Origin of the sequence: Mesorhizobium sp. M0761, assembly GCF_040320205.1 — a bacterium.
In the GTDB taxonomy this organism is placed as follows: domain Bacteria; phylum Pseudomonadota; class Alphaproteobacteria; order Rhizobiales; family Rhizobiaceae; genus Mesorhizobium.
In genome coordinates this window covers 133948-146273 of record NZ_JAMYPF010000013.1, presented here as the reverse complement: position 1 = coordinate 146273, position 12326 = coordinate 133948, and the positions used below count along the sequence as shown (strand labels likewise).

The 12326-nt window shown below is 59.6% G+C and carries 13 protein-coding genes; 12 read left to right on the top strand and 1 reads right to left on the bottom strand.

The annotated features are described in order from the left end of the window. The first annotated feature begins 343 nt into the window (after positions 1-343). Both NKI32_RS21255 and NKI32_RS21250 read left to right on the top strand, forming a co-directional pair. Positions 344-913 carry a Crp/Fnr family transcriptional regulator gene (locus NKI32_RS21255; protein WP_353003488.1) on the top strand — a complete coding sequence of 190 codons (570 nt, stop codon included), beginning with the start codon at positions 344-346 and terminating at the stop codon, positions 911-913. 35 nt (positions 914-948) lie between these two features. Beyond that, the gene (locus NKI32_RS21250; protein ID WP_023750593.1) at positions 949-1194 is read left to right on the top strand and encodes a hypothetical protein; all 246 of its coding nucleotides are present in this window, start codon (positions 949-951) and stop codon (positions 1192-1194) included. A gap of 289 nt (positions 1195-1483) precedes the next feature. Here NKI32_RS21250 and NKI32_RS21245 read toward each other — a convergent pair whose 3' ends face one another. Further along, positions 1484-1927 (bottom strand): hypothetical protein, encoded by a 444-nt coding sequence (locus NKI32_RS21245; RefSeq protein WP_352695798.1) that lies wholly within the window; start codon positions 1925-1927, stop codon positions 1484-1486. Positions 1928-2115: 188 nt separating this feature from the next. Here NKI32_RS21245 and NKI32_RS21240 point away from each other — a divergent pair, with 188 nt between their 5' ends. The 10 genes from NKI32_RS21240 to trbB all read left to right on the top strand — a co-directional run bounded on the left by NKI32_RS21240 (position 2116) and on the right by trbB (position 12318). Beyond that, positions 2116-2973, top strand: coding sequence for a hypothetical protein (locus NKI32_RS21240; RefSeq protein ID WP_353003486.1), 858 nt, complete (start codon positions 2116-2118; stop codon positions 2971-2973). A gap of 309 nt (positions 2974-3282) precedes the next feature. After that, positions 3283-3519: a multiubiquitin domain-containing protein gene (locus NKI32_RS21235; protein ID WP_023750596.1), complete on the top strand. Its 237-nt coding sequence runs from the start codon at positions 3283-3285 to the stop codon at positions 3517-3519. After that, positions 3519-3896, top strand: coding sequence for an E2/UBC family protein (locus NKI32_RS21230; protein WP_353003484.1), 378 nt, complete (start codon positions 3519-3521; stop codon positions 3894-3896). Before NKI32_RS21235 ends, NKI32_RS21230 begins: the two co-directional genes overlap by 1 nt. Beyond that, positions 3893-5248, top strand: coding sequence for a ThiF family adenylyltransferase (locus tag NKI32_RS21225; protein ID WP_353003481.1), 1356 nt, complete (start codon positions 3893-3895; stop codon positions 5246-5248). The genes NKI32_RS21230 and NKI32_RS21225 overlap by 4 nt, the downstream gene beginning before the upstream one ends. A gap of 10 nt (positions 5249-5258) precedes the next feature. Further along, complete coding sequence (locus tag NKI32_RS21220; protein WP_156936516.1) at positions 5259-6740, top strand: phosphotransferase; 1482 nt, start codon at positions 5259-5261, stop codon at positions 6738-6740. Between the two features lie 18 nt (positions 6741-6758). After that, positions 6759-7280, top strand: a complete 522-nt coding sequence (locus NKI32_RS21215; RefSeq protein ID WP_156936517.1) for a ubiquitination-like system serine protease family protein — start codon at positions 6759-6761, stop codon at positions 7278-7280. 46 nt (positions 7281-7326) lie between these two features. Beyond that, positions 7327-8379: a hypothetical protein gene (locus NKI32_RS21210; RefSeq protein WP_353003479.1), complete on the top strand. Its 1053-nt coding sequence runs from the start codon at positions 7327-7329 to the stop codon at positions 8377-8379. A gap of 411 nt (positions 8380-8790) precedes the next feature. Continuing rightward, entirely contained in the window at positions 8791-10821 is a 2031-nt protein-coding gene (locus tag NKI32_RS21205) for a conjugal transfer protein TraG (RefSeq protein ID WP_353003477.1), read from the top strand. Positions 10822-10939: 118 nt separating this feature from the next. Continuing rightward, positions 10940-11353, top strand: a complete 414-nt coding sequence (locus NKI32_RS21200; RefSeq protein WP_023750603.1) for a hypothetical protein — start codon at positions 10940-10942, stop codon at positions 11351-11353. Beyond that, complete coding sequence (trbB, locus tag NKI32_RS21195; protein WP_352695792.1) at positions 11350-12318, top strand: P-type conjugative transfer ATPase TrbB; 969 nt, start codon at positions 11350-11352, stop codon at positions 12316-12318. The genes NKI32_RS21200 and trbB overlap by 4 nt, the downstream gene beginning before the upstream one ends. Positions 12319-12326 lie beyond the last annotated feature (8 nt).

Here is a 12326-nt window from a genome sequence, read left to right as displayed (position 1 = left end):
TGTCCCAAAGCCGCCGTTGAAGCTGATATTTTCGCTAGCGGTCGCTCCTGTTCGTCTGAACAAACCAAACCGTTGCCACCAGCGATCGAGGTGTGTCCCGATGAGTGGGACACTAGGTGGTAGCCGCAGTATAATATGCCTCGTCTTTTCCCGGTGGATGGTTTGCCACTGCTTGTGTCGCATTACGGCGCGTTCCCGTAGGATCGGTACATGTCCGCGAAACCTGAAGACGCCGAAATCACGTTGCCGCCGCAAACCGCACCGGCGGACCTTTCGTTCGCGATGCGGTCGTTCGCTGACATAGAGGACGGTCGAATGTCGGTACGTATCGGTGGTCGCCACGATGACCGGTGGTCGGCAAAGCGAAGCCGGCATCGTCGGCCGCGACGGCATGACAGGGGTTGCCGTCCTGCTCGGCCAGGACAAGTCTCCCAATGAAACCTATATCCAGGTTGCAGGTAATGGCTGGATCCTCCCGGTTGAAGCTCTTCGCCCGGCGATTGCGGCAAGCCAGTCCCTTCGCGAGTCACTGCTTCGCTATGCCCACGCGTTCCTTATCCACTCGTCCCGGACGGCACTGGTCAACGGCCATTCGAAAATCGAGGAGCGGTTGGCCCGCTGGTTGTTGATGGTGCAAGACCGTGTCGAAGGGAATAGGATTTACCTGACGCATGAATTCCCGGCCACCATGCTTGGCGCCCGACGCCCCGGTGTCACCACCGCCCTGCAAATGCTTGAATATCGAGGGCTGGTTCACGCCAGGCGCGGCGAGATCACAATTGTCGACCGCGTTGGAATGAAGCAACTCACCATGGTGCTTACGGCGAGGAGGAGCAAAGTCATTTCGGTCTGGCATCCGCCTGATTGTCCGGGATCGGACAAACCCTTGAAGGCCACCGAATTCCTGCTGTAAATCGTGTTGGTCAGGATTTCAGGGAGGAATTCTCGATGACCAACACTTTCCACACCGTTACGGTTGAAAGGGCCGCCGAAGCCTATGTTCTGTCCAGAGGCAGGTCCAACTTCCTCTCGATCGCACAGGCAATCCGCGCCATCCGAACACTCATGCCAGCATGCAGGGCTACCGACCGCGAGTTGGAGGAGTTGCTGGCAGCGGCATCCATCATTCACGGTGTGCCCGTAGCTTTCGATGCAAAAACAGCCGATGGCGTAGAACCACGGCTCCATTCGTAGGCCACATATGCCCGCGCTCGCGCTGGGGCATACCTTGTCGGACGTTCGCCAAGCGATTGTCCGGCACTTGATCGGCAATGTCGGCAGGCCGTGCATTTCGATATCCGAGGTTAGCCACGCTGTAAGGGGAACATTTCCGCTTTGCGAACTCACGGATTGGGAACTTGGCGATCTCATTGCGCGAAGCGCGATCGACGCGGGATTTGCGATTGAGTTCGATGCGGCGGATCCCTAGGACGCCTGTCGAGGCTCAATAGCGGAACAGCCACTTTAGCCATGTGGCTCCCAATCACGGACGGTCAGGTTGCAGTCCGATGATGCCCGTCAGCAATGCGCCAAACCGAAGACTCGGCTTATGCCTACTCTCCGCGTCGTAGAGGTGAAAGCCCTCTACCTCTATTAGCACATCGTCCGATTGACTCGCCTGCGCGATATAAGTGGGCGTAAATCTTGTGACCACCGGCTTCGACGAGGAAATCGCTAGGTTGCTGATCTCTACGTTGAGGTCCTGGACTGTCTGCAGGCCTTCCTGAACATCGCCGTGAATCCATCGCTGGTTCTGGTTCACTAGGACACGCAGATCATCAAAGGCTTTCCGTTGCTGCGCGTCGAGCTGACCAAACGTCTTGTCGAGAGAATCGGCGAATTGAGCGACAAGGTCGCTGATTAGGGCCTGGGAAGAGAGGCGCGGGCCGTCTCTCCTCGGCAAGCCGCCGCAGGCGGGTTCCCTCATTCTTTGCTTTGCTTTGCTTTGTGTTGGTCGCCGCCGAATGGGCACTAGTGACCCCTGGGCCTCAACTTGGCAGGGTGTGGTTCTCAATCAGCAGCTAGAATAATTTTGTCTCACCAATATTATCTGTGGAAAGTCTAGTTGTACCATTTCATCTTCGTAGTAGGCGTGATCCCTGTGGAGGTGGGAAGATGGGGGAAATCATGAAAGTTTTCGTTCGGGGCTCGCTAGGAGTTTGCGTTGCTGTTTCGAGTTGCGCCAGCGTTCCGAAGTTGCCAACCGAAGTCGGTCTACTTCGCATCTCAGACATTGTCGACAACATCCGGTGCGACCTGAAAGACGGACGCGACGGGCGGCCCAAGGCAAAGCCTCCAATCGGGCCTGCTACCTTCCTGACCGACAAGGGAAAGTGGAATGCGGCAGTTGAACTGTCGCTGAATGTCGTAGCGACGGGCGGCGGAGACGGCAGTGCCGGAAACGAGGTACCCTACATTCCGCAGACAGGCACGTTTGCATTGGCGACAAACGCCACCGGAACCGCAGACAGGATGGTGGGCTACAAGTTCACCATAGGCTTGGGTCAAAAGGACGATATCAAGTGCGACACACCAACCGTCAACCAAAGGCGCGCGCACGGTTCTCGGCTTACCGGAAACCTGGGAATCGCGAACTGGCTTGCACAGGTCCAGGATTCTTACGCGGATACAAAGACGCCGCCAGATTCAGTTTCGTACGTGATGGGTTTTACGCTGGACGAAGGCGCGTCGGCGAGCGTGAAGATCATCACGATACCATTCGACACAGGGCAGGCCAGCTTGGGCATCGGCTGGAAAACTACGTGGAAGGACGTCAATAAAATCTCTATCGTGTTCGCTCCCAAGCCCGAAGAGAAGCCTAAAGCCGCGCCGGCGCCCGCGCGCGCGACCAAGCTGCCTGAAGGCCAGCACGAGAAGAATCCTCCTGCTCCGCCGCCGGTCGATCCTGCTGCCAAGGAGAAACTGCTAAACGACCTGAACTTGCTTCTGCTCCAGAAAAGCTTGGGTCAATAGGTGGGGCATTCGGGCTGAGGAACTGCAAAATTTACCCTCTAAGCTGCCGGTCCGCCGATTTGGGCACCGACCGGTGTCGGGCCGGCGTCCCACATTGGGCCGCATGGCTCGCAGTATCTGCAATAAGCCAAAGGATGAGAAACCCTCAGGTAGTTCCTATATCGGGATCACGAAGCGGTGCAGTCAGCGAGCAGGGGAAGGCGGCAATTCGTGCTTCTGCGGCGGTATGTTTCAAGGTAAGTAACGCTTGTACCTCAATTCCTTAGGGGGCGGGTTCTCGCGATCACACGCACATTTGCAGAGGAAACGATGGCTAAAGACGATCATCCGAAATTTTCCATCAATATCGATGGCGTACATTTTGAGGCGGCCAGTGAAAGCATGACCGGGGCTGAACTGAAACAGCTTGCCGGAAAAGATCAGCAATATCAGTTGTTCCTTGAGGGGCACGGCCATGACGCCGACCGGCAGATCGGCGACGGCGAGGGAGTCGCGCTGAAGAACGGCATGCACTTCTATACGGTTCCGCCTGCGACGTTTGGCTGATGTCCATCCTCGCCCGTCATTTCGAAGACTTCAATAAAAGATACCCCTATGCGACCCTTGAGGAGCAAGCGGGTGGGACGGCGGTCGTCAGTTTGCCGGCGGTGCGCCTTCCACCGGGGTGGAACAAGGCCGCGGTCGATGTGAAGTTCGTGGTTCCCGGCGGATATCCGCAGGCGGCACCTGACTGTTTTTGGACGGAGCCGGCTCTCGCGCTCGCTCACGGTGGAGCTCCGCAAAATACCGGCCAGCAGGCTACTCCAGGAATACCGTCAGAGTGGCTCTGGTTTTCCTGGCATCCTTCCACGTGGCAACCCAACAGCGATAACCTGCACACCTATTTGAACGTGATCCGGCGGCGACTCGGCGAGGCCAAATGAATCGGCTGGTCTTTGCCGCAGGCGGGTGGTCGGCGCTTCGCGACGACCTTCTTGCGCATTCCCCGATTGAGACAGCGGCTGCGCTGATCGTCGCGGGTGGCCGCTTCGATGGCGGCATGCGACTGGTTGTCCGGGACGTCATCCTCCCCGGCCCGGACGACTATATGACCCGTAGTTCGGTCGAGGCGACTTTGACGCCCGCGTTTCTTGCCAGTGTGCTCAAACGGGGGCGCCAGGACCGTGTCGGCGTTATTCTGGCTCATTCGCATCCGATGCAAGAGGAACTCGCCTTCTCGCGGGTCGACGATGCGTCGCAGAAGATTTTGGCGCCCGTCCAGCATTTTCGATGCCCATCCGGGCCGCATGGTTTCCTCGTCGCCGGGCCGACAGGGTTCCGGGGAAGATTATTTGATGCCGAGGGGGAAACCCTATTTACGATCGACCGCATCCAAGAAGTCGACCGCGATGTCCGCACATACGAAAGGGAATCCGGTATTCGCAATCAGGCGCCCCTGTCGGACGTGTTCGACCGCAATGTTCGGGCCTTCGGCCTTGAGGGTCAACGGATACTCAACGGCCTTACTGTCGCCATCGTCGGCGTCGGCGGCACCGGATCCGTGGTGGTTGAAGAACTCGCGCGGCTGGGTGTTGGCCGCTTCCTCCTGATAGACCCGGAGGAGGTGGAACCGACCAATCTCAACCGTCTGCTCGGAGCCACGCCGGGCGATGTTGGCCAGCCGAAGGTCTTGATAGCGCGCGCTGCCGTGCAACGTGCGCAAGGCGAGATGGCCGTTGAGGCGATCGCAGATACGGTCATAGATGAACCCGTAGCAAGAGCTTTGCTCGATAGCGATTTCGTGATGTGCTGCACAGACTCCCATGGCAGCCGGGCTGTCCTGAACCAAATGGCCTACCAGTATCGCCTTCCTATGATCGATGTCGGCGTACGTATCGACGCCCGCGATGAGATCGTCACGGCAATGTCGACTCGCGTGCAGATGCTCGCCGAGCCGCTCGCCTGCCTCAACTGCCATCCTCTTCTCAATCCCGTTTCCGTGCGCCGCGACCTTCTGACTGACGTTCGGTCTGATCCGTATTTTGTCGGCCATTTTGAACCGCAACCGGCCGTAATCTCTCTCAATGCCGCAACGTCTTCGATGGCTGTCTCAATGTTCCTATCGGCGGTCACCGGCTTTCCTGGCTCGGCACGCCACCTAGTCGGACGACCCATCGATGGATCGGTGCGGCCCGTCAGTTCGGTACCGGACCCGAACTGCATCGTTTGTTCCCGGGGCAACGCGCTGGCCAAAGGAGATGATTGGCCCATGATCTGGCGTCGTCATGAAGGCTGAGGAGCGCACAATGGTCCTGGTCGATGGCGGAACGGTCGACAGGCGGCCCTTTGACAGCCGACAACTCGCGCTCAAGAAGCTACAATCGCCCGCGGATCTTACCGACGGCAGCGCCCGTGCATTAATCGTGCTCGCCGGTGCGTTATCGTCGCAGACGGATCGACAAGATCTTGTTAAGCGCTTGCGTCTTCTCGCCGCTCCTGCCGCAGCGCGGGGCGTTTTCATCGTTGTCGTGGCGAAGTCGGGCGACGAGGCGAGCGCAATGGCTGTCGCGAGGTCAGGTGCAGGTCAGCTGGCGCAGTGGGCCCAGCCTCCCGGAGTCGTGTTGCAGCAACTGGTCGTGCTTGCGGATTCTCATGGGGATCGGATCGCGGAACTCTGTGCTCGCTGCCGTTGCGGGCCGTCGAGCAATGACAGTCTTGCGATCCGCAGCAAGAACGGTGCCCCGCTACTAGAACCATTGTCGCTCGAGCTCGAGTTGCTATTCCGACGTGCTTTTCACGACTACCCGGCGATACACATTTCTAAGGAGAATGGCGGCAAATCCTCAGCGTCCGTGTGGAAGGTCGAAACACAGGGTCTGGAGCAGCACACGCCATTCATCGTCAAATCGGGCGGCGCAGCGGAGATGGAGGAGCATATCAAGACCTACAGGGATGTCGTCGCCGACCGAATTCCCTTTCGAGGATGCGCCCCTTTATGCCTGGAGCGATGCGTGTTGGGGGCCAGTTCACAGTTGGCTGTGTCCCGCTTCGTCGAACACGCTGTGCGCCTAGACTATGTCGTGCCGGAAAGGGACGTCAACGCCGTCGTCCAGGCAATCTATCAAACAGTGTTGGGCCGGTGGCGAGACCGGCCCGAAAAGAAGAAGCTCGATTTGCTTCCGGAGTTCCTGCCCGTGATAAGGCAGGAGCAATACCTGAAGGGGCTCGAACGCACCTACAAAGACCTCAGCCATGCCGGTTACGGAGGCCCTTCGCCGCATGATTTGTTTGACCGCCTCGCCAACTTGCCGGTAGAGGACCACTTGATGTGCCGGGCCCATGACGATCTCAATCTGCGCAACGTGTTCGTATGCGGCCAGGACGCCGAGGCGGTTCTGATCGATTTCACACGAGCGGCCAAGCGCCCGCTTTCGCACGACGTTGCGCGCTTGGAGTTGGGCCTTGGCTTCGATCCCGACCTGCAGGCAACTCAACGGATTCCGACCGATGTGCTCGAAGATTTCTATAGCGGTAACCTGTTCGCTGTCTCGCTCGAACATCTTCTCAAGGGCAAGGCCGCATCCCATCGGCTCAATGCGATCACGGCCTTGCGCTCGACAATCCTCGATGAGGGGCAGGTCCACTCCGTCGACCTGCGACGGGAATATACAATAGCGATCTGCGTAGGGCTGCTTTATTATGCGAAAGCCAAGAACGGGGACGCCAGCACTGCCTACCAGTGCGCCGGCAACCTTCTCGAACGTGTAACAAACCCCTCGCTTTGGTAAGGGTCTGGAGTTCCATTGTTGCTCAGGAAATCGTACGCGGTCCATTTCAAAGGCTCGGTTGAACGCCAGTCTGAGGCCATCAACTTGGTCGAACGGCCGGGCGACGTCGTGCTGGTGGAACGTGGCGTCCCGCGTGCCTTCGTAATGAAGTGCCCTGATGGTTGCGGAGACGTGTTAACAGTCAATCTCGATCGTCGTGCCGGGCCTGCTTGGCGTTTCTACCGGCGCGAAGATGGCTTGACTTTGTTCCCCTCGGTCTGGAGGGACACCGGCTGCGGCGCCCATTTCATCGTCTGGGACGACACTATACACTGGACCAACGACAAATGGTCTCTTCGGCGCAATCCATCCCTTGAAGCCGTCGTGGAAGCTGTCCTGACCAACGAGTTGGTGAGCTTCGTCGACATAGCTGCAGTGCTCGACGAAGTGCCTTGGTCGGTTCTTGATGCGTGCCGGTCGCTTGTGGATGCTGGCAAAGCGATCGAAGAAACCAAGCAGAGGCAGGCAAGCTTCCGGCGGGCACCCGCGACGGCAGGCTGACGGACCATGGCCGACCAAGAGCCGACTGCTGTCGAAGATAAAGCCTGTGCAGGTGGCGCCCAAGCGCCGGGAAGCCGCTGAGACCGAGAGCAACGGCCACGCGGAGAGCACTGTATCAGAAGGGTTCATCACGGTCGCCGACCTGGCGCGCGGCCTCTACGACCATGAGGGGCACGAATCCTTGCGAGACCGTGGGCGGCGGCGGTATCACCCGTTTGCCTATGATTTCGACTCCACTCCGTTGAGTCTCGACGATCCGAGCGAGCACTGGGAGGAGAAAGTGAAGGCGCTCCATATCGAGAACCGCAACAAGGCAATTAAGAGGCTCAAGGCTGAGTACGGCGAACGCCGCCATGCGCAAGTGATCCAGGACACTAAGGACCTTGGCGCAAAGGCGTTCTCCATCGTCAGTTATCATAACCTGATGCATGAACAGGCGCGCCGCGCCTTTGTATCAGCGCTCTACTTCCCAGCCTTGGTCGCTGCGTGCGCCCTCGGCGAGCGCATCCTGAACCACCTCATCCTGGACCTTCGGGATTACCACAAAGCGTCGCCGCACTACCGCCGTGTCTATCGCAGCGAGTCTTTCGATGACTGGCGGTTCGCCGTACGCGTGCTGGAAGACTGGGGCGTGCTCTTGCCTGATGTGGGGATAGCTTTCATGGAGCTCGCGACGCTGCGCAACCGCTCGGTCCACTTTAATCCCGCGACCTACTCCACAATGCGGGAGGACGCTCTATCGGCATTGATAACGCTCGGCCGCATCATCCAACTGCAGTTTGGCGGGTTCGGCCGGCAACCATGGTTTATCGAAAACACGCCCGGCGCGCAGTTCATCAAGCGGACATACGAGGACGTTCCCTTCGTAAGGAGTTATATCGTGCCCTTGAGCGGATTTGTCGGCGTAGAGTACGGCATGGACCTCACGGAACAGGGTTGGCGTCATCTCGACTACCATGACTATGGCCCGGGTGATGTCGACGACTCCGAGTATGCGTGTCTCTACCGTGAGCGGGATCACAACAAAGTGGTTACGCGCGAGATGGTGGAGCGCGCTGCACGGGCGCAGACAACGGCCGCGGCCGAGGAAGGGGCGTAAAGCGCTCGTCCCGAAGGCTGCCGCGCCCGAGGTATAATCTCCACAGTGTCGGTTCCGCCGCGATTTGGCGCCTCGGAGTGGAGCCCGAAATCGCTGCGAATGCGCAGCGAAGCGAATTGATATTATTATGGGCAATGACCGTTATCGGGGTTTCGCTATTTACGAGCGGCCGAAAGGGCGTCGGTTCCTTATAGGCAGCTTTCTATCCAATCGCGGCCGAAACCGGACGGACCGCAGTCGGCCTAATACAAGTCATTCGCTCGTGCCTCCGCGATGACATTTCTTGGCGCCCTCAATCTTCTAAGCCTGCAACGTTCACTGCATCGCACGGGCGCGTATATTGGGTATCTTCAATATTCTGAAACGTCACGCCATCCTGCTTCCGTTTAACAAAACTCGGAGGCTGCGCCCATGACACCGACGAAGCTCCTTGTCGGTCAGATAGTCGTTGTGTTCGCCATCGTCATTCTCGGCGTATGGACAGCGACTCAATGGTGCGCCCAAACTTTAGATTATCAGCCGCAACTCGGACCCCCATGGTTTGTCGCAGCCGGATGGCCGATCTACAAGCCGTGGCAACTGTTCGAGTGGTGGTTCCATTTCGACGCATACGCGCCCGAGGTCTTCGACACGGCCGGGATGCTCGCGGCCACCACAGGCTTCATGGGCTGCGCGGCCGCCATCGCTAGCTCCCTCTGGCGTGCGCGGCAGAGGGGGCTGGTCACCACCTATGGTTCCTCACGATGGGCCGCGGTTCGGGAAATCGAGAAGGCAGGCCTGTTTCAGCCGACCGGCGTTTTCCTTGGCAAACTGAAGGATCACTATCTGCGCCATGACGGGCCGGAACACGTCATGGCCTTTGCGCCGACACGTTCGGGCAAGGGCGTCGGATTGGTCGTTCCAACTCTTCTTTCCTGGACCGGCTCGGCCGTCATTCACGACATCAAGGGCGAGAACTGGCAGCTGACCTCCGGCTGGCGGTCGATGTTCTCGTACTCCCTTTTGTTCAACCCGACTGATCCAAGGTCGGCGCGGTACAACCCGCTGCTGGAAGTGCGCAGGGGCTCAGATGAGGTCCGCGACGTTCAGAACATCGCCGACATTCTCGTCGATCCGGAAGGCGCGCTGGAGCGGCGGAATCATTGGGAGAAGACTAGTCATTCACTCTTGGTCGGGGCCATCTTGCACGTGCTCTACGCCGAAGAAGAAAAGACGCTCGCCCGCGTCGCCACTTTCCTGTCGGATCCGCAACGCTCGTTTGCCACGACACTGCTGCGGATGATGACCACCAACCACCTCGGCACGGCGGACAAACCTCGGGTCCATCCCGTCGTGGCCTCGGCGGCTCGCGAGGTGCTTAACAAATCAGAGAACGAGCGCTCAGGCGTTCTCTCGACCGCCATGTCGTTTCTCGGTCTCTATCGTGATCCGACCGTGGCCGCGGCAACATCGGCCTGCGACTGGCGCATTGCCGACCTCATGGATGCGGAACGACCGATGTCGCTCTATCTAGTGGTGCCGCCATCGGATATCTCGCGCACCAAGCCACTGGTGCGACTGGTGCTCAATCAGATCGGCAGGCGACTGACGGAGCGGCTGGAAGGTGACCCGAAGAAGAGCCGCAAGTACCAACTGCTAATGATGCTGGACGAATTTCCGGCTCTTGGCCGCCTCGACTTCTTCGAGACCGCGCTCGCCTTCATGGCGGGTTACGGCATCCGCGCCTATCTGATCGCGCAATCCTTGAACCAGATCTCCAAAGCCTATGGCGAGAACAACGCCATTCTCGACAATTGCCATGTGCGCATTGCCTTTTCCTCCAACGACGAGCGCACGGCCAAACGCATCTCGGATGCGCTCGGTACGGCGACGGAACTCAGGTCCATGCGCAACTACGCCGGCCACCGGCTGGCGCCCTGGCTCTCGCACGTCATGGTCAGTCGCCAGGAGACCGCTCGCCCGCTGCTGACGCCTGGCGAGGTGCTGCAGTTGCCGCAAGCTGACGAATTAATCCTTGTTTCGGGGTTGCCGCCGATCCGCGCCCAGAAGTTGCGTTATTATCAGGATCCGAATTTCACCGAACGGGTGCTGCCGGCGCCGGTGTTGCGCGACGGTCTGTACGCGGACTGTCCTGCGTCGCGCCCCGACGATTGGAGCGGACTAGTCCGCAGTGTTGACCGCCGTCTCGCTGCCGATGACGAAAACGCCGGCGAGGCAATCGAAGAAGAGGGCGGCGTGCAACAGCAGCGTCATCCAGGCCTGCCTGAAGAACACGTCGTCGTCTCTCAGGAGCCTGATCAAGACGACCTCTTCAATCTGGCGGACGATGACGCCGAGGCACTCGCAGACAAGCGCGTCATGGACCGGGTTTCCACCGCAGCCAGCGCCTACGGTATCAACGAGGGAAGGGGCGACGACAAGGACATCATCCCCGGCTTCTAAGCGCTTTCGCAGCTCAGGCGTAGCTCAGCGTAGATAACGCCCATAAGCGATTTTGCTGATCTCGACGATGTTCGTTGCCGCCGCCGGCGCATCAGGCCGGCCAGTCGGAACGAGCCCCATGAAGCCGCATCGCATTCGCCACCAGTTTCTGCTCGAACCCGCGTTAAGCGCGAAGCTGGAAACCCTCAGTAGCAACCCGTCGACCACAAAATCGGCGATCGTCGCGAAAGCGGTCGAGGCCTTCATCGAACGGCGTGGTGAAAACGAGCTCGACCAGCGCTACGGCAAGCGGCTGGACCGTCTTTCCCGCGATCTCGACCATGTCAGGCGCGACGCCGAAATAACTCTGGAGAGCCTGGCGCTCTTAATCCGCTTTTCAATCACGCTTCATGCGCACACGCCAATTCCGGATCGGGCGACACAGGCGATCGCCCAAGAGCGCTTTGACAAATTCGTCGAGCAGGTCGGTCGCCAGATAGCCTCCGGGAAGCGCTCGCTTGGTTACGGCAATGGCAACGGAGGCGAAGGATGAACTCTCATCCCGCAGCGGACCACCGCCGCCGAGCCATGCTGCGCACAGCCATGGGCGCCGCGATCACCGAGGCCCTTGCCGATCCGACCGTCATCGAGGTGATGGTCAACCCCGACGGCGCGCTGAGGCTCGACCGGTTGGGAGAAGGCCGGGTCGATACAGGCGTGCATATGCATCCTGCCGAGGCGGAACGCATCATCCGGCTCGTCGCCTCCCATGTACGCGCCGAGGCGCATGCAGATAGTCCGATTGTCAGTGCCGAATTGCCATCAGGCGAGCGCTTCGAGGGTCTGCTACCGCCGGTCGTGCTGGCGCCATGCTTCGCCATCCGCAAACCGGCGGCAAAACTCTACACGCTGGCCAACTACGTCGCCGATCGCGTCATGCTCCCGCTGCAGGCTGATGCCCTGAGGAAGGCAGTGCGCGAGCGGCGCAACATCCTGGTCGCCGGCGGCACATCGTCGGGCAAAACGACACTTACCAATGCTCTACTGGCAGAAGTCGCCGAATGCGATGAGCGGGTGATCCTGATTGAGGACACCCGCGAGCTGCAATGCGCGGCCAAGGACTGCGTTGCCATGAGGACGAGGCGGGGCTCCATCACACTCGCCGATCTCGTACGCTCGACCTTACGGCTGAGGCCCGACCGCATCATCGTCGGCGAAGTCAGAGGCGCGGAAGCGCTCGATTTGCTGAAGGCATGGAACACCGGACATCCCGGCGGCATTGCCACGGTTCACGCCAATTCGGCACGCTCCGCACTCTATCGTATTGAGCAGCTCGCCCAGGAAGCCGTTGTCACCGTTCCCCGCCGGCTGATCGCCGATGCCGTCGACTTGGTCATCTTTATTGCCGGAAGAGGACCCGCGCGCCGCGTTGACGCGATCGCCGAGGTCACGGGTCTCGACGGCAGCGGCGATTACGCCGTCACCCCGCTCACACTTCCGCAACTCCAGCAGCTCTGAAAGGTCAC

What these genes read in the sequence shown, in the direction of transcription:
- NKI32_RS21200 (WP_023750603.1), top strand. Translation starts at nt 10,940, where the DNA reads ATGAAGCCGCATCGCATTCGCCACCAGTTTCTGCTCGAACCCGCGTTA.
- trbB (WP_352695792.1), top strand. Translation starts at nt 11,350, where the DNA reads ATGAACTCTCATCCCGCAGCGGACCACCGCCGCCGAGCCATGCTGCGC.
- NKI32_RS21245 (WP_352695798.1), bottom strand. Translation starts at nt 1,927, where the DNA reads ATGAGGGAACCCGCCTGCGGCGGCTTGCCGAGGAGAGACGGCCCGCGC.
- NKI32_RS21220 (WP_156936516.1), top strand. Translation starts at nt 5,259, where the DNA reads ATGGTCCTGGTCGATGGCGGAACGGTCGACAGGCGGCCCTTTGACAGC.
- NKI32_RS21240 (WP_353003486.1), top strand. Translation starts at nt 2,116, where the DNA reads ATGGGGGAAATCATGAAAGTTTTCGTTCGGGGCTCGCTAGGAGTTTGC.
- NKI32_RS21205 (WP_353003477.1), top strand. Translation starts at nt 8,791, where the DNA reads ATGACACCGACGAAGCTCCTTGTCGGTCAGATAGTCGTTGTGTTCGCC.
- NKI32_RS21255 (WP_353003488.1), top strand. Translation starts at nt 344, where the DNA reads ATGACCGGTGGTCGGCAAAGCGAAGCCGGCATCGTCGGCCGCGACGGC.
- NKI32_RS21235 (WP_023750596.1), top strand. Translation starts at nt 3,283, where the DNA reads ATGGCTAAAGACGATCATCCGAAATTTTCCATCAATATCGATGGCGTA.
- NKI32_RS21225 (WP_353003481.1), top strand. Translation starts at nt 3,893, where the DNA reads ATGAATCGGCTGGTCTTTGCCGCAGGCGGGTGGTCGGCGCTTCGCGAC.
- NKI32_RS21230 (WP_353003484.1), top strand. Translation starts at nt 3,519, where the DNA reads ATGTCCATCCTCGCCCGTCATTTCGAAGACTTCAATAAAAGATACCCC.
- NKI32_RS21250 (WP_023750593.1), top strand. Translation starts at nt 949, where the DNA reads ATGACCAACACTTTCCACACCGTTACGGTTGAAAGGGCCGCCGAAGCC.